Source organism: Paenibacillus sp. sgz302191 (assembly GCF_057749925.1).
In genome coordinates, this window is the sequence record NZ_JBYLHY010000038.1 from 1 (window position 1) to 20,385 (window position 20,385).

At 53.5% G+C, this 20,385-nt stretch carries 18 protein-coding genes and 3 pseudogenes; 2 read left to right on the top strand and 19 right to left on the bottom strand.

The annotated features are described in order from the left end of the window. Nucleotides 1-351 precede the first annotated feature (351 nt). The 4 genes and pseudogenes from AC3G2T_RS33715 to AC3G2T_RS33730 all read right to left on the bottom strand — a co-directional run bounded on the left by AC3G2T_RS33715 (nt 352) and on the right by AC3G2T_RS33730 (nt 3,480). Nucleotides 352-873: pseudogene (locus AC3G2T_RS33715) on the bottom strand (YdeI/OmpD-associated family protein). Between the two features lie 50 nt (nt 874-923). After that, nucleotides 924-1,328: pseudogene (locus AC3G2T_RS33720) on the bottom strand (DinB family protein); the annotation flags it as partial. Nucleotides 1,329-1,403: 75 nt separating this feature from the next. Next, nucleotides 1,404-2,021: pseudogene (locus AC3G2T_RS33725) on the bottom strand (helix-turn-helix transcriptional regulator); the annotation flags it as partial. A 343-nt stretch (nt 2,022-2,364) separates the two neighbouring features. After that, nucleotides 2,365-3,480 carry a Gfo/Idh/MocA family protein gene (locus AC3G2T_RS33730; RefSeq protein ID WP_488438193.1) on the bottom strand — a complete coding sequence of 372 codons (1,116 nt, stop codon included), beginning with the start codon at nt 3,478-3,480 and terminating at the stop codon, nt 2,365-2,367. 211 nt (nt 3,481-3,691) lie between these two features. Between AC3G2T_RS33730 and AC3G2T_RS33735 the strand changes: the two genes are divergently transcribed. Further along, the gene (locus AC3G2T_RS33735) at nt 3,692-3,883 is read left to right on the top strand and encodes a hypothetical protein (RefSeq protein WP_474685871.1); all 192 of its coding nucleotides are present in this window, start codon (nt 3,692-3,694) and stop codon (nt 3,881-3,883) included. Between the two features lie 355 nt (nt 3,884-4,238). Here the strand turns inward: AC3G2T_RS33735 and AC3G2T_RS33740 are convergent, their stop codons facing one another. The 3 genes from AC3G2T_RS33740 to AC3G2T_RS33750 form a co-directional block, all read right to left on the bottom strand. Beyond that, nucleotides 4,239-5,444 (bottom strand): ROK family transcriptional regulator, encoded by a 1,206-nt coding sequence (locus AC3G2T_RS33740; RefSeq protein ID WP_474685869.1) that lies wholly within the window; start codon nt 5,442-5,444, stop codon nt 4,239-4,241. A 166-nt stretch (nt 5,445-5,610) separates the two neighbouring features. Continuing rightward, nucleotides 5,611-6,543 carry a PD-(D/E)XK nuclease family protein gene (locus AC3G2T_RS33745; RefSeq protein ID WP_488438194.1) on the bottom strand — a complete coding sequence of 311 codons (933 nt, stop codon included), beginning with the start codon at nt 6,541-6,543 and terminating at the stop codon, nt 5,611-5,613. 23 nt (nt 6,544-6,566) lie between these two features. Next, a complete protein-coding gene (locus tag AC3G2T_RS33750) occupies nt 6,567-7,385 on the bottom strand; it encodes a uroporphyrinogen-III synthase (protein ID WP_488438195.1) in 819 nt (272 codons plus the stop codon). A gap of 226 nt (nt 7,386-7,611) precedes the next feature. On the opposite strand from AC3G2T_RS33750, the gene pdxR reads away from it, so the two are divergent. Continuing rightward, on the top strand, nt 7,612-9,069 hold the full coding sequence (gene pdxR / locus AC3G2T_RS33755; protein WP_488438196.1) for a MocR-like pyridoxine biosynthesis transcription factor PdxR: 1,458 nt from the start codon (nt 7,612-7,614) through the stop codon (nt 9,067-9,069). A gap of 27 nt (nt 9,070-9,096) precedes the next feature. Here pdxR and AC3G2T_RS33760 read toward each other — a convergent pair whose 3' ends face one another. From AC3G2T_RS33760 to AC3G2T_RS33815, 12 genes are all read right to left on the bottom strand, one after another. Then, on the bottom strand, nt 9,097-9,306 hold the full coding sequence (locus AC3G2T_RS33760; RefSeq protein WP_488438197.1) for a hypothetical protein: 210 nt from the start codon (nt 9,304-9,306) through the stop codon (nt 9,097-9,099). A 935-nt stretch (nt 9,307-10,241) separates the two neighbouring features. After that, nucleotides 10,242-11,456: a M20 metallopeptidase family protein gene (locus tag AC3G2T_RS33765; RefSeq protein WP_488438198.1), complete on the bottom strand. Its 1,215-nt coding sequence runs from the start codon at nt 11,454-11,456 to the stop codon at nt 10,242-10,244. An 8-nt stretch (nt 11,457-11,464) separates the two neighbouring features. Next, entirely contained in the window at nt 11,465-12,793 is a 1,329-nt protein-coding gene (locus AC3G2T_RS33770) for an LLM class flavin-dependent oxidoreductase (RefSeq protein WP_474685857.1), read from the bottom strand. Nucleotides 12,794-12,808: 15 nt separating this feature from the next. After that, nucleotides 12,809-13,336, bottom strand: a complete 528-nt coding sequence (locus AC3G2T_RS33775; protein ID WP_474685855.1) for a GNAT family N-acetyltransferase — start codon at nt 13,334-13,336, stop codon at nt 12,809-12,811. 32 nt (nt 13,337-13,368) lie between these two features. Then, the gene (locus AC3G2T_RS33780) at nt 13,369-13,854 is read right to left on the bottom strand and encodes a DinB family protein (protein WP_474685853.1); all 486 of its coding nucleotides are present in this window, start codon (nt 13,852-13,854) and stop codon (nt 13,369-13,371) included. Next, nucleotides 13,851-15,041, bottom strand: coding sequence for a M20 peptidase aminoacylase family protein (locus tag AC3G2T_RS33785; RefSeq protein WP_488438199.1), 1,191 nt, complete (start codon nt 15,039-15,041; stop codon nt 13,851-13,853). Before AC3G2T_RS33785 ends, AC3G2T_RS33780 begins: the two co-directional genes overlap by 4 nt. A gap of 28 nt (nt 15,042-15,069) precedes the next feature. Beyond that, the gene (locus tag AC3G2T_RS33790) at nt 15,070-16,080 is read right to left on the bottom strand and encodes an LLM class flavin-dependent oxidoreductase (RefSeq protein ID WP_488438200.1); all 1,011 of its coding nucleotides are present in this window, start codon (nt 16,078-16,080) and stop codon (nt 15,070-15,072) included. A gap of 26 nt (nt 16,081-16,106) precedes the next feature. After that, nucleotides 16,107-16,859 carry an amino acid ABC transporter ATP-binding protein gene (locus AC3G2T_RS33795; protein WP_474685847.1) on the bottom strand — a complete coding sequence of 251 codons (753 nt, stop codon included), beginning with the start codon at nt 16,857-16,859 and terminating at the stop codon, nt 16,107-16,109. Continuing rightward, nucleotides 16,856-17,566 (bottom strand): amino acid ABC transporter permease, encoded by a 711-nt coding sequence (locus tag AC3G2T_RS33800; RefSeq protein WP_488438201.1) that lies wholly within the window; start codon nt 17,564-17,566, stop codon nt 16,856-16,858. The genes AC3G2T_RS33795 and AC3G2T_RS33800 overlap by 4 nt, the downstream gene beginning before the upstream one ends. After that, entirely contained in the window at nt 17,563-18,339 is a 777-nt protein-coding gene (locus AC3G2T_RS33805) for an amino acid ABC transporter permease (protein ID WP_488438202.1), read from the bottom strand. The genes AC3G2T_RS33800 and AC3G2T_RS33805 overlap by 4 nt, the downstream gene beginning before the upstream one ends. 43 nt (nt 18,340-18,382) lie before the next feature. Next, nucleotides 18,383-19,249: a transporter substrate-binding domain-containing protein gene (locus tag AC3G2T_RS33810; protein ID WP_474685841.1), complete on the bottom strand. Its 867-nt coding sequence runs from the start codon at nt 19,247-19,249 to the stop codon at nt 18,383-18,385. Between the two features lie 159 nt (nt 19,250-19,408). Continuing rightward, nucleotides 19,409-20,287, bottom strand: coding sequence for a LysR family transcriptional regulator (locus AC3G2T_RS33815; protein ID WP_488438203.1), 879 nt, complete (start codon nt 20,285-20,287; stop codon nt 19,409-19,411). Nucleotides 20,288-20,385 lie beyond the last annotated feature (98 nt).

Genomic DNA, 20,385 nt, shown 5'->3' on the forward strand with positions numbered 1-20,385 from the left:
GTTGAGGATTAGGCTCGTTCGTGTAAAGCATAGACACACCGCGCTTTCCATGGAATACTCACAAGAATATTATACCATATTAACGCGGTGAATTGGTGAATTCATGAGACTTTCTCAACAGCCTGACTTTTGCAGGTTTTCGGGTGTGTGCGGGCTGGAAAACGACAACCGTCGTCTATTCGCTCCCCGAGGGCGAGCAAATTGCGAGTACTACAGGGGAACTTTGCATGGGATGAGTACGGAGACGTGTCGCGAAATCGCGGTGGTACCGGTACAGGTTGGTCAAGGTGGCGGAGCATGTGAGACAGATGCAGCCTGCCGTCACTGTGAACGCCACGACCTTAGCGCATCTCAATAATCTAGCAGGCGTCCATTATCATGCCATTGACCGAACATTATATTTTCTCTAGTGTTTGTTATAAATTTGTCTAATCTACTTTTAAATAATTCCGGCTGATTTTTATTGCTTTGTATCGTGTCGATCCGAACTCTTTTATAAAGTGCCGGAAATGCCAAAAAATTCCCATATACTTACCTTTCCTCTTTTAGCCTTTGCTTTATAACCCAATCTATTTTAAAAGAATCATGCCTCATATCAGGAAGTACCTTTCTTCCTTCGTCTCTCATTAACCCCAACTTTTCGAGGCGGCGGGCACGTGCTTTATTCAATTCAGTCCATGAACTTTTTTTGCTTCTGGGAGACAGTCTCTGTGCCAGCCCCGCTTCAGATATTTTCTTTTTGACTCCATCGATCCATCCAAAACACAATGCCTCTTCGACCGCGTCCAGATATAGCAGCATATCCGGGTTTTGCGTCATACTAACTACTACCCAACAAAATAAAAAGGGCGATTTCTCTGATCTCAGAAATATCGCCCTTTTAGACTACTCAGTGCCCTTAACCAATCTTACGGCGTAAGGGATTAAATGGATTCCGCAGGCTGCTGATACCAAAAAAGTGCATAGTCGTTCATGGCGGATGCGCGGCCCAACTGACGCAACATTGTAGAAACATTGCCCCTGTGATAGGTCCCGTGATTGACCAGATGCAGCACAATTTCCGATAAGCGTGTTTGGCGGATTCCGGCGTATGGATTGTCAAGCAAAATGGTTTGTTCCAAATCGGCTTGACTTCGGAACCATTCCCCGTATTGTTCCGATAACTGGGCAAAAATATTGGCGTATTCATCCACAGAATGCAGGATGCTCTCATTTAGCGGTATGCATGCTTGCAGAGCCTCTTTCATGCCAGTGCCCGTTAAAACCAGATACCACATCTTATCAACCGCATAGATATGATTAAGGGCATGGGCGATGGTGGGTAATGTCTCCTTTTTGATTTGCTATGGATTTGAAGTTGTTTCCTGATGTCAGTATAAAAAAAGAAGTTTGACAACAGCGTGTCATACTTCTTCATAATGTTTGAGTGTATTTTGAAGCTGTTCTTTTACGATGCCTCGTAGTAGAGGCGGTTCGAGAACTTCGGCGCCTCTGCCGAAACTCAACAGAATTGTCCAGAGCCACCGTGCTTCCAACGGCTGATAAACAGGAATTCGCATCGTCATACTTCCATCGGCATGAAATTGCTTATCAACCTGGTGAAACTGATCCAGCGCTTCCGCCAAAGCTTCCGGCCCCACCCGGATCACTACATCCTCCAACTGATCTTGCCATTCCTTGTATGAAAAAGCAGCCTCTTCCGGCACCTCGTGATGCGGCTCGAAAGTTTCCTGTGTCAGAAACAAATTCATCAACCGGGACAGTCGAAACTCCCGATACTCTCGCCGAGTTCGGCAAAACCCGTAAATGTACCAATTACGATATTTAAAATGAAGCCGCAGCGGTTCCATTTCACGGGTCGTGCGTTCATTCTTTGCATTGATATAATCAAAGCGGACGATATTTCGCCGGGAAATGGCCGTGCGTAAATGTGGAAGCGCGTCAGGATCCGTCTGGCTGGTTTCAAAGTCCACTATCAGACTCGTGGTCCGATGCTCCGGGCCGATCGTCTGCAGTTTTTCTGGCAAAATGTGGCCGACCGACCGCCGTCATGCAGCGCAACACCACACGCTGGGAGCTGCACGCGGTGCGAAAATCTTGGGACTGGCCTGCTTGTTGTGTCGTTTGACCAATCGGAGGAACTCGCTTTACCTGACGCGCTCCCAGAAGACCTCCGGTGCGTGTGACGTCAAGCTGGATTGGAGTTCCCTTGGAGAGCATCGCTACCGCGGGGAACGGTACATGACGAATGTGGAGGCGCAAAATGTTTGCTGTGCGGAGTTATTCTATCGCGCCGTGTCGGCGTGCAAGCTCGCAAAAAGGAGCTGCCGCGGCAGCTCCAGATTTTTTTCAATCATGTATGAATTATACCCGGTGTACCTTTTCCCATCCTCCCGAATTTACGCTTCTGACGATCGCATCATTGACGAGCATGGTTTGGTAGCCTTCTTTGAATGTAGCCACGGAGTCGGAGAGCGGCTTTTTATTTCTAACGGCGTCGTAAAAATGCCTCATCATGTTTTTCAAGCTATCCGGCCAGCCTTCCTCATGCCCACCCGGATAATGCACAAATGGAAGCGCTTCACTTTTCAAAATGCCGGCCTCTCTCTTTATCGCTTCCGCCGGTTTATCCCGATAGCCCATATGAAGCACAAAAGGTTCCTCCTGTTTCCAAGAACCGGACGAGAAAGAGCCGTCCAAATGAATTTCCAGAGCATTTTTATTTCCCGCCGACACTTGCGATACCGTAAAAACGCCCCTGCTTCCGTTATCGAATTTCACCAGAACCGAGCAGTAGTCTTCGGTGTGGACGTCAACGAGTTCCGAGGTTTCTCGCGATTTGTACCGCTTTGGAATAACGATGGACGAATCCGCCAAAACTTCAGAAATCCCGAGTCCAGTAACGTACTGGACCAAATCGAACAAATGGGACCCGATATCGCTGATCGCTCTCGTGCGTCCGCCGAACTCCGGCTCCATACGCCAGTTGTAGTCCGTGTCGTAAAGCAGCCAATCCTGCAAATAGCTTCCTCTGACGATGCGGATCTCGCCCAGATCTTTGTCTTTAACCATACTTTTGAGCTGCTGCACCATCGGAAACTGCCTGTAATTGAAATTGATGCCGGTATACAGCTGCTTTTCCGCGGCCAGTTCATATAGTTCCCTGGCTTCCTCACTTAGTAGAGTGAGCGGCTTTTCCGAAAGCAGATGTTTACCGTGCAGCAGCGCCTGTTTATTGATTTCATGGTGCAAATGGTTCGGCGTGCAATTGTGTACGACTTCAATTTCCTCGTCCTGCAGCAGTTCCATATAATGTCCATAAGCCTTGGGGATGTTCAATTCTGCGGCATATTGCTCGGCCTTAGCCTGATTGCTCTGGCTGACCGCTGCAATATCTGCAAAACCGAGCCTTCGTACAGCTTCGATATGCGCCCTTCCAATAAAGCCCGCTCCTATAACAGCTGCCTTGACTTTTTTCATAGCGCCTCTCCTTTTCATTTGTTCGTTGTATACTTTTGATTATATCAGTTATACTTTTAACATTCAATGTTAAAAGTATATGGAATGGCGTTCAACCGTGTGAATGCATCATCCTGTTTAGCGCAAGGGGTTATAAGCCTCCGCTTTGTCCCAGCTATGGCCGCACCTTTCGCCAACAGCGTGTGCTGACTTGACTGGATGGCGCGTGCCCATGCACTGTTTGCGCCAACTCACTGCAAGCGCGTCTTGGAGCAAAAAACCTGCAAAAGTGCAGGCTTTTCCGCTGAAAGCACCACGTTTTGGCGAAAAGCCTGCGATTGTGCAGGAATTTCCACTCCAGATTGAGCTGAGCCCCGAATTCGGCGAAAATTGCTGCACTTTTGCAGGAATTTATCTCGGCTGACATGTCGACGAGCAAAAAACCTGCACTTTTGCAGGCTTTCCTCGCTCTATCAAGCAGATGTGCTGCCGGCTCTGACGTGCGAGTTTTTCAACATTCTGAAAAACGAATCTTTCCCCCTGGATGCCTTTCCTCAAAGCAATCCTGCAGGCACCCCTCAGGCCCGTCCCGACCGGAAATTCCTGCATTATCGCCATGGCCGGCTTTCCCGCCAAAAACCGGCCGCTTCCAGCGAACGAGCCTGCACCTTCACAGCTTTGCCGGCCGGATTATGCCGTTTGTGAAGCCGCTAGCCCGCCATTCCATGCAAAAAAACCTTGCCCAAGGCAAAGTTTACATTGTCCATACTATATGCAATTCAACCGAGAGACGCCTCGGTTTTATCGTTCGTCGCTTGTATGATCAACTGGTCGATAGTCATATAAGCGCCGCCGATCAAGCCGGCCGTACTTCCCAGCACTGATTTATCGATGATCAATTTGCGGGTAGCGAGCGGCAAAGAGCGCTGATACACACTTTGGCGGATTGCCGCGAGAAACAAGTCTCCGAACCCGGAAACAGCGCCGCCGATCGATACCAGAGACGGATTGGAAAAGTTTACGACCGCAGCGATAACGCGGCCGATCGCCGCCCCGCTTTCGCGGACAAGTTGGGTGGAAACGGGATCCAGACTCAGCAAGCCCGCTTCAATATGCGCGAGCGAAATGTTCCCTTCCTCTTGGACGATTTTCAGCAAATACTCGCTTTTCCCCGACAGCGCAAGCTCCTTAGCCTTCGTGACGATGGCTTTGCCTCCGGCCGTCGCTTCCAGACATCCGCGGTTGCCGCACCAGCAGACCACTTCACTGCCGATGTCAAAATGCCCGATGTCCCCGGCGCTTCCGGTCGCTCCCCGGTACAGCTTGCCGTCATAAATAACGCCGGAACCGATTCCCGTATCGACATTGACAAAAATCAAATGCTCGACCTCGAAGTTCAAGCCTTTGGCGTACTCCCCGAGCGCCATAATGTTGACGTCGTTATCGATGTAGCAAGGGCAATCGAAATAAGCGGACCAAAACTGTTTGATCGGATACTGGTCCCAACCCGGCATAATCGGCGGCGAAACCGGCCGGCCGGACGAAAATTCGACAGGGCCCGGGATGCCGATCCCGATTCCTTTGACCGAACGGCTCTCGATGCCGTTTGTTTTCAGTAATCGTTCCACGCACTCGTGCAACCGGGTCAAAACGGTTTCAGGTCCATCCTGGATCTGAATCGCTGACGCAGCCGAGTCTATGATTTGGCAATTAAAATCGGTTATCGCCACCTGAGCGACCGCGGTGCCCAGCTCAATTGAAACAATAAATCCGCAGCCCGCGTTCAGCGCGTATTGTTTCGGCTTTCTTCCGCCACTCGATGCGCCGATGCTGGAACCTTCGATCAGGTTCCCTTCCAGCAGCCGTTCGATATGATCCGAAACCGCCGACAAGGATACGCCGGCTTTGCTTGCTATGTCCGCTTTTGAGAGCGGCAGTTTGGATTTTCTTATCATTTGAAGAATGTCAGCCGTCATGGACAGCATGTTGGGACCACCACCTAGCCACTTTGCCGCCGCTTGCAACATATGTCTAATAAACCGGCCTGCATCTATGAATACTTTTAGTTACGACTGTTCATATATTACCACAAAGTCGCACGCAGACCAATTTGCCGCCCACCAATCCCCGCTATTTCCCAAATAAGACAATTCATACAAATGCATCGCCGCAAACTTCCCGGTAATTGCAAGAGGCACACTTATATTTCCTAGGAAATGAAGAAAAATAATCGATAGGCTTCGGCTTGTTGGCCGCTATGTCTTCCAGAAACTTTGCCATCTCCAACTGGCTGTCCGTAATTTGCTTCCTGACTTCCTCCAGGTCGGAGTCGTTCACTTCTATTTCGCTGCACTCGCCGGAGAGCAAGTTTTCAATTTTAATTTTCATCTTTTCAGGCTGAGCCCCGTATTTCACGTTCAAGTATAAGGCATATACCTGTACTTGTTCTTTGTAGCTTTCGTCGTCTTTGCCCGTTTTCCAGTCTACGATCGTCCAGAAACCGTCTTTATTTTTGTATAATAAGTCCAGCTTTACGTATACTTTAGTCCCGTTGATGAGTATGTAATCCAATTGCTCCATTTCCATAATTTCCAAATTCGTGTCCCTACACAATTCAGCCAAACTTTCGGAACCGAGCAAATGATCCAAGCACACCTGCTGCCTCGCTTTTATCGTTTGCACACGGTCAGGCGGCAGATTGCCTTCGTAATACATTTCATGAAGCATCGTTTTGTTTTTGGGCTGGTGCCACCACGCCTGTTTGTTCCGGGAGTCCACGTAAGCCCGGTTCAGCTCAGCCCGCATCTCGGCAGCCATCGTCTCCCGTTCCGGCAGCGTCCGGTTTTTTTGCCACTGCAGCACCGCTTTCAATGCTTTATCGTGCAAAACGGAGCCGAACAGCAGATACAAATTTTGCAGCTGCTTGAGTCTGTAAACCGTTTGCCGGCTTGCTTCCGCCTCTCTCAACCATCCGTTGTGCGCGCCGTAATACTGAAAATAATACTTTCGCGGGCAGTCCAGCAAAACTTGGTGCCGGGATACGGACCAGGACCATTCCGGATACGGAGTGACCTCAAATGGCATGGAATCCCCCCTTTCGCCGCGAGTTAACCTTCGGTTGACGCACCCGCGTAGTGCTTCGCCAGCTCGATAATCATCGCGCCCATCCGCTCGCTCTCCGGCACGATGACAAGATCGATCTGTTCGTTATTCAAAGCCTCGGCCGTCACTTTGCCGACCGCAACCGCTTGGACACGCCCGGCAAAAGCTTCCCGAACCGCGCCGTCAATCCCTTGCCGCCTCGCATAGTCAAACAAATAGCGCACTTGTACCGCGGTAGTGAAGCAAACTGCATCGATCACGCCGCCCAACAGCTCGCCGCAAATCGTTTCCAGTACCGTCGAGTCCGGCGCAACGTGCCGATAAGGAAGCAGCTGAATGACACGAGCGCCCCTCTCTTCCAAAAATTGGATCAACGCCGGCTGCGGCTCCCCATGCAGCTGAACGGCTACCGTCCGGCCCGCGAAATCGCAATCGGCCAAACCGTTGATCAATCCTTGTGTCGTCCCGTCCTCGTCGACAACTTCAGGCTGGATATCCAGCTTCTTCAGCAGGGCGAACGTCTTGTACCCCCGCGCCGCCACCTTCGCTTCCTTCATCTTTTGCAGCAAAGCCGTGTGAATGCCGAGCTTCGCGGCAGCATCCAGCAGCGTTTCCGTTCCGATGCCTGTCGTAAGGACGAACCAGTCCACCTTTTCGTTCGCGCAAACATGCAGCTCTTGTTCAACCGCGGTTTCATCGAACCGAAGCAGCCCTTGCAGCGGGCGAACGAGCGGAATCCCGCCCTGCTTCTCAATCAGTACGCTCATCTCATCCGTTTTTCTCGACCCGGCAATCGCGATTTTTTTACCGAACAGTTTGTCCATTTATGTATGAATCCCCTTTCGAACAAGCAAACAATACCCTAACCCGTTTATAGTAATAGGCAAACGGCTGTTTGGCAAGACGATTTTCTTTTTGGCCCTATCAAGTTCAAAAATTTGGAACAATAGCGGCAAACCCGGCTATATGCTTTTCCGCCCCGGATGATATACTAATGATGCTTTACTCTGCTTGCTACTTGGCCATAATGAAATAAGGTGATGAGAACATATGTGGAAACCGGACCGATCGAGCAAAAAGCCCATCTACCGGCAAATAGCGGATTACGTGGAACGGAGAATTTCTTTTGGAGAATTTCCTCCCGGAAGCGTCCTTCCTTCGGAAAGAAAATTAGCGGACAGCCTTGGTGTCAACCGCAGCACCGTCGTGCAAGCTTACGAAGAACTGCGGGCATCCGGCATCGTCGAGAGCGCCAAAGGAAGCGGCACCAGAGTAACCCGGCATAAATGGGGAATTGCCCCCAAACAGACGCCCAACTGGAAAACCTATGTGGAAGGCGGCACGTTCCTTCCGAATCTTCCCTTTATCCGCCGCATCCGCGAGGAACTGCGGAAAAAACCGTCTATCATCGATTTTGCGAGCGGCGAACTGTCCCCCGACCTGTTTCCGAACGAAATCGTGCGCGATTTGCTGCAAAAACAGCCCTTCGAGGGGCAGCTCGGCTACGACGATCCGCAAGGATACGCTCCGCTTCGGGAAACTCTCGTTTCATTTCTTGAGCGGCACCTTCAAATCCAAAGCACGGATTCGTCGATTTTGATTACTTCGGGTTCCCAACAATCGTTGTACTTGATTACCCAGTGCCTCCTCAGTCCGGGAGACGCCGTTGCCATAGAAGACCCGTCCTACTGCTATTCGCTGCCGATGTTCCAATCGGCGGGGCTCCGCCTGTTCCGCTTGCCTGTCGACGATCAAGGAATCGATCCCCAGGATGTCGCCAACCTGTACAAGCAGCACCGGATACGCATGATTTTTTTGAACCCGAACTTTCAAAATCCCACAGGCAGCGTCCTGGCTGCGGAGCGCAAAATCCGCTTGCTGGAAATTGCCGCGGAGCTCGGAATCCCTATCGTCGAGGACGATCCTTTTACGCTGACCGCTTTTGACGGAAATCCGCCGCCTACACTAAAATCGCTGGATAAGACCGGCAATGTGCTGTACATCGGCTCCTTATCCAAAATCGCCGCATCGGGCCTGCGGATCGGCTGGATGATCGCCCCGCAAACCGTCGTGAACCGCTTGACGGATGCCAGACAGCAGATGGATTTTGGCTTAAGCAGCATTCCGCAATGGGTAGCCAATCAATTTATCCGGGACGGGCATTTTCAGACTCAAATCGCCGGGTTGTGTGAACGCCTGCGCATCAGGAGAGACGAGCTCATGCAAGGATTGCGGTCGATCATGGGCGATTCCGTTGCATTTACTCCGCCTCAGGGAGGACTCAACCTCTGGTGCAAAATCAATCGCGAAGTCGACGATTTCAAATTGCTGGACGAAGCGATAAAAAGAGGCGTCCTGTTCGTGCCGGGAAGCGTTTACGGCACGGATCAGGGCTGCATTCGCATCAGCTTTGCGAGACCGCGCTTCGAGCAAATTGCACCTGGACTTGAGTGCCTTCGCGACGCCCTGCAGCTGCAGGGCAAAACGGCCGCGTCCCGCAGCAAATAGCGTTGGCGCGGCGATAATTTATCCGGCCTATTGCCGGATGTACACGATCAGCGCCAACACTCCCGCGGCAATGGCTATCACATAAAGGGCCGAAAGCCGGATCCATTTCGTCCCCGTTTTTTGAAAGTAAGTTTGATCCCCTTCCCTGTTTTTGCGCGAAAAACCGACCATAAACGTGCCGACCAGGCCAAACAGCAAAATCACGGAAAAAATCGCATAATAAGCATACATAGACATAGCAAACCGCCCTTTCTTTACACAATCAACGTGTTATAAAAAGAAGTATATATGAAACAGGCGCTCACTTCATCAACCACTTTTGCGTTATTATGCCCATCCAATTGTCAAAAGATCGCTGTACCGCGAACGGGCGACAGTTAGCACCGGCAGCAGTTGGCCGGAATTCGCCTTGCTGCGCGCCGCTTTTGGAGAAGCGCAGGGACTTAATTTCTCCCGGTGCGGGTGGACTGATTCGGTTGGCTGGCTCGGTTGGAGTGATTGGACTAGTTAGGGCGGTTGGTCGAGTGGAGTAGATGGGCTGGTTGGACGAGTTGATTCTGCCGGTGCGATTGGGATTGGGATTGGTTAGACTAGTTAATTTCTGCGGGTGTTGGTCGACTGATTTGACCGGTTGGGTGCGGCTGGTGTGATTGGACTAGTTAGAGTGGTTGGTCGAGTGGAGTAGATGGGCTGGCTTGCCGCCTGCTGAGCCGGTACAACCGTTCTGTGGAGCGCTTGCCGGCCCGAAAGCCTGCAAAAGTGCAGGCTTTTTCTCAGGCGGCGGGGCATTTTGGGGAAAAGCCTGCAATAGTGCAGGAATTTTCGGCTATAATCAGCCTGGGCAGGCGATTTGGCGAAAAAAACTGCAGATTTGCAGGAATATTTCGAGGGAAGGGCATCAAGGAGAAAAAAGATGTACTTTTGCAGGCTTTTGGCGCACATGAGCCGGTGATGTGCCGGACGGCCCGCTCCAGCCCCTCGCTTCAACGCTCCGAGGGGCGGATGGATCGTTTCAGGCCGCTGTCAACGCCTCAAACGATACCTTTTCACTCGCCGGAGAGTCAAGCGGGAGCCGCAAAACAAAAAGGCAGCCGGCACTACACCCGCGCGCGGCCCGCCTTCTCGCGCCCAGCCCAGCCCCGCCACGCGTGCGTACACACGAGCACGCGCGCTTACTGCCGCGAGGCCTCTTTCACGAACTGTACGTGGACTTTGGCCCCGTACAGCAAAACGCGTTCATCGAGATCGAATCGGGGATGATGAACGGAATGCGTAAATCCTTTATCGCGGTTCCCGACGCCGATAAAAGCAAACGCGCCGGGAACGCGCTTGAGATACAAGGCAAAATCTTCGCCTGCCAGACTCGGCGTTTCCAGCGAAACCGCCTGGGCCCGGCCCAGCACCTCGGCACCCGCCTGCAGCGCAAGCCGGGCGGCTTCGCTGTCATTCCGCAGCGCCGTGCCCATGCGGAAGCTCAGCGAGCAGGCGCCGCCGTAATTGCCGGCGATCGCCTGCGCACGGCGCTCGATCGACTGCCTGATCCGCTCCACTGCCCCGTCGCTGAACGTGCGGTAAGAGCCCGTGATTTCGCTGTCCGCGGCAATCGCATTCAGGACAGTGCCTGCCTTTAGCGTGCCGAAGGACAGCACCGCAGGCTCCAACGGGTCGATTTCGCTCGCCACCGCGACCTTCATGTCCATGGCGAACTGGGCTGCCATCAGCAGCGCGTCCGCCGCCAAATGCGGCGTGCTGTGATGCCCGGACACACCGTGAAACTGCACCTTAAAATGCGTGGACGCAGCCATCGCATATTTGGGGTGGACGCCGATCGTGCCGATCGGCAGCTCCGGCCATACGTGCAGCGCGAAACACAGATCCGCGCCGTCCAGCACGCCGGATTCCACCAAATCCGCGCCGCCGCTAATCAGCCGTCCGTCCAGCGGGCTGACCTGCGCCCCCTCCTCGGCCGGTTGAAACACAAACCTGACCGTACCTGGCAGCTCATCCCGGAACCGGCTGAGCGCCTTGGCGGCGCCGAGCAGCATCGCGGTATGAGCGTCATGGCCGCAAGCGTGCATCGCGCCGTCTTGCAGCGATTTGTACGGCGTTTCGTTCTCTTCCCGAATCGGCAGGGCGTCCATATCGGCGCGCAGCACGACCGTCTTTCCCGGCTTGCCGCCGCGCAGCGTGCCGACAACGCCCATGCCGAAATGCTTGCCGCAGCGGCGCTCCACTTCCAAGCCCCATCGTTCCAGCAAATCAGCCACTATGGCCGAGGTGCGGACTACGTCAAACAAAATTTCCGGATGTCTGTGCAAATCCCTGCGGATCTCCACCAGCTCTTCCTCCAAAGTATCGATATAGCCCCAAATCGATGCCGTATCCATACCTCACCTCAGCTGTGCGCTTCCACCTTCGTGTAGCGGTTCGCCGGAATCGGAACCCCCAGATTGCCGCGCAGCGTGTCGGATTCGTAGTCTTTCCGGAATAGGCCGCGTTCCTGCAAAATCGGGACGACCAGATCGACGAAATCGTCCAGCGCTTTCGGAATGGAGGCAGCGATGATGAAGCCGTCCGCCGCGCCTTCCTCGAACCATTTTTGTACGCGGTCCGCAACCTGCTCCGCCGTTCCTGTAAATTCGCCGCGCGGCGTCGCCACGCTGAGCGCCACCTGACGGAGCGTCCAATTGTTCTCCTTGGCGTCGCGCTTGATTTTATCCGTGCCGCTACGGAAGCTGTTGCTGCCGAAATCGCCCAGATCCGGGAACGGCTCGTCAAGCGGATACTGGGAAAAATCGTGATGCTCGAAAAAGCGGCCGAGGAAATCGAGCGCCTTATCGATCGTAACCAAATTCGCAAGTTCCTGATATTTGCGCTCAGCCTCTTCTTCAGTGCGCCCGATAATCGGGCCGATTCCCGGCAAAATCACGACGTCGTCCGGCGAACGCCCGTGAGCGGCCGCTCTGCTTTTAATATCCTGATAATAAGCCTGGGCTTCTTCGAGCGTCTCATGACCGGCGAAAATGGCATCCGCCACCCTGGACGCAAACGCACGGCCGTCCTCGGACGCTCCCGCCTGAAAAATAACCGGCTGCCCCTGCTTCGAACGGGCAATGTTGAGCGGGCCCTGCACGGAGAAAAATTCCCCTTTGTGATTGAGCGTATGCATTTTCGCCGGATCGAAAAATACGCCGCTCTCTTTATCCCGGACAAACGCATCGTCTTCCCACGAATCCCACAGCCCGCGCGCTACTTGCAAAAACTCGCCGGCAATCCGGTAGCGCTCCGGATGGGCCGGATGGTTCTCTTTGCCGAAGTTTTTGGCCGAGCCTTCGAGCGGAGAAGTGACAATGTTCCAGCCTGCGCGCCCGTCGCTGATTTTATCGAGGGAAGCGAACTGCCTGGACACCGTGAACGGCTCGCTGTACGTGGTCGATAACGTGCCTACAAGACCGATGTTCTTCGTTACGGCCGCAAGCGCGGACAATATCGTAATCGGCTCGAAACGGTTCAAAAAGTGCGGGATCGATTTTTCCGTAATATAAAGGCCGTCCGCAATGAACAGCAGATCGAACTTGCCGGATTCGGCTTTTTGCGCCTGCTGCTTGTAAAATCCGAAGTTTACGCTGGCGTCCGTAATCGCGTCGGGATGACGCCATCCGGACACATTGCCGCCTACGCCGTGAATGATGGCGCCCAATTTCAGTTGTTTACGTTTTGGCATGTTCGTTCCGTCCTCTCATAATAAAGCTGCTTGTTTTAAATGAAGCCGGTAGCTTTTGACCAGAGTGTCGCCTTTTTGAATGTCCTTGTCGAAGGCCCGTTCGAAGCCGAGCCGCTCGTACAGCTTCACCGCCGACGCCATCATGTCCGACGTGTGCAAATGAAGCGTCTGTGCGCCGGACTCCAGCGAGCGCCGGGCGCTTTCTTTAATGAGCGCCGTGGCGATACCGCGCCCCCGGGCCTGCGGGGAAACGGCCAGCAGCCGGATGATCGGGGAGTTGATGTCCAGCTCCGGTGCGCCGTATGCCGCCGCAGACGACGCGAACAGCAGCACGCTGCCTACAACCTCCCCGTCGATTTCGGCGACGAGCCGCGCCTCAGCGCCATCGCTTTCGATCGAGGCGACGATCGAATCCTTGTACTGCTGCCAGCCCTCAGGTGGCAGCGTATTTGCATACTGCACATACGCGTCCAGCGTAACTTGCAGGATAGCCTGCCGGTCCGCGCTATTCGCTTCGCGAATCCGCACCTCGTGCACGCTCATAGTTCCCCGCCTCCGTTCTTCCCCGGCCCCGGTCAGCCGACTTTACTTGCTTCGCTCTCCGCCAGCTTGATCCGGCTAATTTGCGCCAGATGCACCTGTACGTGGGCGACAAACGATGAAACGACGTCTTTCAGCGACACCGTCTGCCCTTTAAAATTGACGGCCGTTTTGTCCCAATCCTCCGCCGACAGCCGTTTGAACAATAAACTGTTATAAACCAATAACGCATGGAAAATGTCCAAAATATCCGCAGCAGAGCCTTCGTTTGCCTTTGCGTCGCTGACCCAAGGGTCCTGGCTGAATGCCGGCAGCTGGGCGGTCGAGCCTGAAATAATTTCCCGGATGCGGAAAGAAACGACGATGTTATGATCGGCCAGATGCGACAGCACCTCGGTCACACTCCACGATTCCGGCGCCGCTTTCCACTTCAACTGCTCGTCGGAGAGCCCTTCTATCGCGGTTTTCAGCTGTTGATGCTTATCCAGATAAGATTGAATATCGATTTCGCTCACACTCATTTTTTAACCTCCAATGTGCTCCCGAATAATTCCGGCTGACTCAAAGCAAGCTCGGCCAACTCGGCAAAATATTGCGCGCTGACGGGCAGAGCGCGTTCGTCCAGATCGAATGCCGGATGGTGCCATTCCTTCGAACCGGAAGTGCCCATAAACACGAATACGCCAGGCACCTGTTTTTGATAAAAAGCAAAATCTTCCCCTGCTGGCGAAGGCGTCGGCACAACGACGTTCAAGCCTGTGCCGTTCGCGGCCCGGGCGGCGAGCTCCGCCAGCTTCGCGTCATTTTGCACGGATGGCGGCCCCTTCACCCAGCGCACGGACGCCGTCGTCCCGTAAGCCGCAGCCACGCCCTCGACCACCTGCTCCAAGCGGCGGATGACAAGCGAGCGGACCTTTTCGTCGAACGTGCGCACCGTGCCGTCCAGAACGGCTTTCTCCGGGATGACGTTCCAGGCCGTTCCGCTATGGATGCGGGTGACGCTGATGACAGCGCTTTGCAGCGAGTTGATGTTGCGGCTCACGATAGATTGGAGCGCCGTAATGATATGGGCGCCCGCAACGATCGGATCGATGCCCGCATCCGGGACCGCGGCATGCGTGCCGTGCCCTTTGACTTCGATCACGAACCCGTCCGCGGCAGCCATGAGCGGGCCGGACTTGATGCCGATCGTCCCGACCGGAAGATCGGGCTTATTGTGCATGCCGAAGATGGCCTGCACATCCTGCAGCGCTCCGCTGGCGATGACCTGCTCGGCTCCCTGCGCCTTCTCTTCGGCCGGCTGGAAAATAAACCGCACCGTGCCCTGCAGCTCATGCTCGCGCTGCTTGAGCAAAAACGCCGTCCCCAGTATGGCGGCCGTATGAAAATCGTGCCCGCAGGCGTGCATTTTTCCCGCCGTCTGCGAAGCGTAAGGCAGTCCCGTTTCCTCCTGGACCGGCAGCGCGTCGATATCGGCCCGGAGCGCGATAACGGGGCCTCCGCTTCGCCCGCCGACCTCGGCGATGACGCCGGTCCGGAGAGGGAAATCGGCAATCCGGATACCCGCTTCCCGCAGCCATTCGCGGATCGACGCGGTCGTCTGGAATTCCTCGTTGGACAATTCCGGGTTTTGGTGCAGTTGACGCCGGATAGCAACCAGCTTTTGCCCGAAATCCGTCAAAGACGGCGCCAAAGTTTCACCGCTCATAAGCGTTCTCCTTCCCTCCGTGCACGTCTCATACGTGCAGCCCGGAGAAAGCTTCTTTCAGCAATTCGAAGGAACGAATGCGCTTTGCGAAATCTTTCACCGGCGTCGTGATCATAAATTCGTCCAACCCATACTTGTTTTGAATGTCGAGCAATTGGGAGCGCACGCTTTCTTTCGAGCCCTTCGTCACTTCCGCCTGCTTTTCTTCGACCGTAAATTTGGCGTTAGTCTGGCGTCCGTACTCTTCGGCCTGCTCCAGCGTGCCGACAGTCAGCGTTTTGCCGTTTTCCAAATGAATTTTGACGTTTTTGTACTCGCCGGCCAGTTCCTTCGCTTCCTCTTCCGAGTCGGCGACAATGAGTGAAAGCGCGAGAATCGCTTTCGGCTCAGCCCCGCCGCTGCGGTTGAACCCGCTGCGGTAAGCTTCGAAAGCCGCTGCGGCCACGGCGTGATCGCCGTTGATGAACAGGGCGAACACGTACGGAAGCCCGAGTTCGGCAGCCAGTTCGGCGCTGGCCCTGCTCGCTCCGAGCAGGTAAATGTCCGCAGGCTGCGCCGGAATCGGCGAAACGCGCAAGCCTGCCAGCGGGTGATCGTCCTTCAGACGGTTGCTCACAAATTGCTGGAGCTCCTTCAGCTTATCCGATAAGGAAGCAGGCTCGGCAATTCCTTGCTGCAGCGCCTGCGTCGAGCGCGGCAGACCGCCGGGCGCTCTGCCGATGCCGAGATCGATTCTGCCCGGCGCGAGCGAAGCGAGCACATTGAAGTTCTCAGCCACTTTGTAAGGGCTGTAATGCTGCAGCATAATGCCGCCGGAGCCGATGCGGATGCGCTCCGTTTTGGCCAGCAGATGAGAAATCAATACTTCCGGCGAGGAACCCGCCAATTGATCGGAATCGTGATGCTCGGAAACCCAAAAACGGTCATAGCCCCACTCCTCCGCTTTTTTCGCCAGTTCAACCGTATGCCGCAAGGCGTCCTCCGCATTTTCTCCGGGTAAAATAACGCTTTGATCCAAAATGCCAAATTTGATTCCCATGGCTCAGCACTCCTATCTGAATATCGTTATATCGTATAGCTCCACTCGGGAGTAATCCGCTTCAAAAACTGCCGGGTGCGCTCCTCTTTAGCCGAACCGAAAATTTCCTGCGGCTTGCCCTCTTCCACGATGACCCCGCCGTCCATGAAAACGACATGATTGGACACGTCGCGGGCAAAGCCCATTTCATGGGTGACGACGATCATCGTAATCCCTTCCCTGGCGATTTTCTGGATCACGTCCAGCACCTCGCCCACAAGCTCGGGGTCCAGCGCCGAAGTCGGCTCGTCGAACAAAATGACTTCCGGGTTCAGCGCCAGCGCCCGGGCGATGCCGACACGCTGCTGTTGTCCGCCGGACAACTGGCTCGGAAATGCGTCCAGCTTGCTGCCCAGCCCGACTTTTTCCAGCATTTGCACGCTTTTGGCGCGGGCGGCTTCCTTCGATTGCTTTTGTACGATCACGAGCCCTTCCATCACATTTTCCAGCACCGTTTTATGCTTGAACAAATTGTAATGCTGGAACACCATCGCCGTTTTGCGGCGCAGGGTATGAATGTCCGCTTTGCTCGGACGCTTGCAGTTGACGCTGAAATCGCCGATCGCCACCTCGCCGTCATTCGGCTTCTCCAGGAAGTTCAGGCAGCGGAGCAGCGTCGTTTTGCCGGAACCGCTGGGGCCGAGAATACAAACGACTTCACCCTTTTTCACGGTCAGGTCAATGCCTTTGAGCACCTCGTGCTTGCCGAAAGCTTTCGTAATATTCGTCAGTTTGATCATGATACGCCACCTCGGTTGTACAGATTGATTCGTTTTTCCAGCTGCCCTGTCAGCTTTTCGATCAGCATGGTCACTCCCCAAAAAAGCAGGGCCGCGGCAATGTATGCCTCAAAAAATTTCCAGTTTGTCGTAGCGACAATCTGCGCTTTGGCATTGATTTCAACGACCGATACGGTAAAAGCGAGCGTCGACCCGTGCAGCATGCCGATCAGCGAGTTGGATAAATTCGGCAAACTGACGGCAAGTGCCTGCGGGAGCACGATCCGCCTGAGCGCCTGGGGCGTCGTCATGCCGATCGAATAGGCCGCTTCCATCTGCCCGCGATTGACGGCGAGTATTCCCGAGCGGACCACTTCGGATAAATAAGCCCCTGCCGTAATCGAGAAGGATATAAAAGCAAAACCGATCATCGGAATCGATGTCGATCTGAAGCTCCAGCCGATTGCGGCGGCAAAAGCGTCCAGCAGCATCGGCAGCCCGAAATAAATGAGCAGCAGGTGCATCAGCATCGGCGTGCCGCGAACGAACGTAACATAGGCGGTGGCCAAGTAATGAAGCACAGGAATGCGGTAAATCCGGATCAAAGCGACCGCCGAACCGATCATAAAGCCGAAAAATACCGAGACAACCGTAATGACGAGCGTAGTCGGCAACGCAGACAGCAGTTGAACGAAAGCCGTCCAAATAAACACGGGATCGAGCTTCATGGCTGATACCCTCCTTTACCGGGCTGCGCAGCCCAGACTCCTTTGAACAAGCGCCGCGATTTCGGCTGCGGTTGTTCGGAAACGATTCGCTGCTCGTAGCGGAGCAAACGCTTTTCGATCAACTGGAAAATCTTTTCCAGACCGTAGCAGATAACAAAATAGATCAGCGAAAGCGAAATATACGTTTCTATAAAATGCTGCGTAGCGGCGCCGAGCGTCTGCGCCTTGCCCATCAGTTCCATCGCCCCCAGCGAAAAAGCGAGCGACGTATCTTTTAAATGGGCGATAAGCAGGTTGGCAAAATTGGGCAGCGATATCGCCAGCGCCTGCGGCGCAATAATTCGCGTGAACGCCTGATACCCGGTCATCCCGACGGAATAAGCGGCTTCGACCTGGCCCCGGTCCACCGCTTTGACCGCCGCCCGGATCACCTCCGATATGAAGGCTCCGGCGTTTAGCCCGAAAGTCAAAATGACGAAAGTCAGCACGGGAGCTCTGGAGACGTCCACGTCGATCAGCTTCAGCGTCTCCGGCAAACCGTAATAAATGAGGAACAGCTGGATCAAAATCGGCGTTCCCCGGAAGAAGGATACGTACACTTGCGAAAAACGCTTTAACACCGGGATATCGTACAGCCTGGGGAGGGCGACGAGCAGTCCGACGAGAACCCCGAGCAGCATGGAACAAGCGACGATAAACAGCGTAATGTTCAAATACGACAACAGTTTCGGGATAAAATCAAACACATAGGTGATATCGAATTGTTTGCCCATGATGACGACTTCACCTTCCTTAAAATCCGGAATTAAATGCTCACTACTTGGTATCTTCTTTTTTGGTGAAATCGCCGCCGAGCCATTGCGTGCTGAGCTTGGAAAGCGTACCGTCGGCTTTGATCGCCTTCAGCGCCTCATCGATTTTGTCGGCGAGAACCTGCTCGTCTTTATCGTTTTTGCGGAACAAAAACCGCACTTCGGCCTCTTCGAGAATGGGGCCTACCGCTTTCAGCTTGCTTTGCGGATCGATCAGCGGAAGCAGGAAGTCCGCCCCCAGCATTCCGTCTGCGCGTCCCGACGTCAGCTGGCTGACGGAATCGTTAGCCGCTCCGCTTTGGTACACGATATTGATGGCGTTGTTATTCGTCTTGTTGTATTTTTCCAGCAGCGTCGCTTCCGCGCTCGTAGCGGTCGTCAGCGCCTTCTTGCCTTTCAGATCGTCGATCGATTGAATCGCCGTGTTGTCTTTGGACACGATCACCTTCGTTTTCCAGAAAGCGTACGGTTCGTTATTAAACAAATATTTCTGCTCCCGTTCCGGATTTTTCTCCATTTCGTGAGCGACGAAATCGATTTTGTTCGTTTCCAGGCTGAGAAGCAGGTTGGTGAAATCCATCGTTTTGAACTCGAACTCATAATCGGGAAGACGCTTGTCGATCTCTCTGACGAGCTCGATGTCGTAACCGGTCAGCTTGCCGCTGCTGTCCAGAAAAGCTACGTTAGGGAACTGGGTGCCCGTTCCTACGATAATTTTTTTCACCTTTGCCGATTCGGTTCCGGCTGCCGCTGCCTGCGCCTTCGTACCTTCCGCCGCTTTGTCCGCTGTAGAGTCCGCGCTTTTCGCACCGCAGCCCGCCGCCGTCAATGCCAAAGTAAGTGTTGCTGCCCAAACCGTCCATTTTTTCATATTCGTTTCCCCCATGCGCTTCAAAGTTGTTTTATTTAACACATAATTCCTACAGGTTTTATATGAATTAAGCTTGAAACTAATTTATCATTTTCGCCGCAAAATGGATAATAGAGTTTTTCTATATGCATATTAAACATTCGAATATGAATAGCTTTCTTAGATCGGCAACATTTTACATATTTCTATAATGCTGTTGAAAAACAACGTGCTGCCGCCGTTAAGAGCGATCAAATTGGTTTGCAGGGAAACGCTCGAAGTTTCCGGAAAATCAATAGGAAACAGCTTGCCGTCCTCCGCTTCCCGGCTGACGCACAGCCCCGGCAAAAACGAAATGCCGGCTTTTTGCAGCACAAGCTTTTTGGCCGTTTCCGAGTTGTCCGTCTTGATTTCGATATTCGGGGGCAAATTCAAGCTTTCGAAAATGCGATGGATCCGCATCCAATCCAGCGACCCGCATTCAAAAAACACGAGCGGATGCTTGGCAATCTCCTCTATCGATACTTGCCTGTTTCCTATAAACGGATGCCCTTCATAGACATATAGACGAATCGGATCTTCATAGAGCTTTGCCGATAAAATGTTGGGATGCGTCACACCGCGCACAAAACCTAAATCCAGCTCCTTGTTCAAAACTTTATGGACGATCTCATCCGTCACGCCGGTCGTCAAATGAAAATGCATATCCGGATATTTGAGCTTCAGCTTCGGGATAATTTTTGGTATCACGTAATTGGATACGGACACCGTACAGCCGATGCGCAGCTCGTTCGGCAGCGCTTTTTTTTGCTTAAGCTGGATTTTGCCTTTCTGGTACGTTTGCAGCAGTTGCTGCGCATAGGGCAAAAACTTTTTCCCTTCCTCGGTCAAGTGAATCTGCTTCCCGATCCGGTCAAACAGCTTGCAATCCAGCTCGCGCTCCAGCGATTGAATGCGGGCTGTCACCGACGGCTGCGACAAAAACAGCAGCTCCGCCGCCTTCATAAAACTACCATAGTGAATGACGTAAACGAATGCTTCGATATTCTCAATATTCATTGCGGCAGCCCCCAACAATAATGAAACATTTTAATTCGATTATTCCAATGTATTAACTCGGAATTAAGATTGTTTTCAATATAATCCACATCCTCACC

Excerpts from the sequence above, each read along its gene's own strand:
- AC3G2T_RS33800 (WP_488438201.1), bottom strand. The coding sequence starts at position 17,566 with ATGAAGCTCGATCCCGTGTTTATTTGGACGGCTTTCGTTCAACTGCTG.
- AC3G2T_RS33775 (WP_474685855.1), bottom strand. The coding sequence starts at position 13,336 with ATGAGCGTGCACGAGGTGCGGATTCGCGAAGCGAATAGCGCGGACCGG.
- AC3G2T_RS33760 (WP_488438197.1), bottom strand. The coding sequence starts at position 9,306 with ATGTCTATGTATGCTTATTATGCGATTTTTTCCGTGATTTTGCTGTTT.
- AC3G2T_RS33735 (WP_474685871.1), top strand. The coding sequence starts at position 3,692 with ATGCACTGTTTGCGCCAACTCACTGCAAGCGCGTCTTGGAGCAAAAAA.
- AC3G2T_RS33765 (WP_488438198.1), bottom strand. The coding sequence starts at position 11,456 with ATGGATACGGCATCGATTTGGGGCTATATCGATACTTTGGAGGAAGAG.
- AC3G2T_RS33790 (WP_488438200.1), bottom strand. The coding sequence starts at position 16,080 with ATGGGAATCAAATTTGGCATTTTGGATCAAAGCGTTATTTTACCCGGA.
- AC3G2T_RS33770 (WP_474685857.1), bottom strand. The coding sequence starts at position 12,793 with ATGCCAAAACGTAAACAACTGAAATTGGGCGCCATCATTCACGGCGTA.
- AC3G2T_RS33750 (WP_488438195.1), bottom strand. The coding sequence starts at position 7,385 with ATGGACAAACTGTTCGGTAAAAAAATCGCGATTGCCGGGTCGAGAAAA.
- AC3G2T_RS33730 (WP_488438193.1), bottom strand. The coding sequence starts at position 3,480 with ATGAAAAAAGTCAAGGCAGCTGTTATAGGAGCGGGCTTTATTGGAAGG.
- AC3G2T_RS33780 (WP_474685853.1), bottom strand. The coding sequence starts at position 13,854 with ATGAGTGTGAGCGAAATCGATATTCAATCTTATCTGGATAAGCATCAA.
- pdxR (WP_488438196.1), top strand. The coding sequence starts at position 7,612 with ATGTGGAAACCGGACCGATCGAGCAAAAAGCCCATCTACCGGCAAATA.
- AC3G2T_RS33815 (WP_488438203.1), bottom strand. The coding sequence starts at position 20,287 with ATGAATATTGAGAATATCGAAGCATTCGTTTACGTCATTCACTATGGT.
- AC3G2T_RS33745 (WP_488438194.1), bottom strand. The coding sequence starts at position 6,543 with ATGCCATTTGAGGTCACTCCGTATCCGGAATGGTCCTGGTCCGTATCC.
- AC3G2T_RS33795 (WP_474685847.1), bottom strand. The coding sequence starts at position 16,859 with ATGATCAAACTGACGAATATTACGAAAGCTTTCGGCAAGCACGAGGTG.
- AC3G2T_RS33785 (WP_488438199.1), bottom strand. The coding sequence starts at position 15,041 with ATGAGCGGTGAAACTTTGGCGCCGTCTTTGACGGATTTCGGGCAAAAG.
- AC3G2T_RS33740 (WP_474685869.1), bottom strand. The coding sequence starts at position 5,444 with ATGCTGTCCATGACGGCTGACATTCTTCAAATGATAAGAAAATCCAAA.
- AC3G2T_RS33805 (WP_488438202.1), bottom strand. The coding sequence starts at position 18,339 with ATGGGCAAACAATTCGATATCACCTATGTGTTTGATTTTATCCCGAAA.
- AC3G2T_RS33810 (WP_474685841.1), bottom strand. The coding sequence starts at position 19,249 with ATGAAAAAATGGACGGTTTGGGCAGCAACACTTACTTTGGCATTGACG.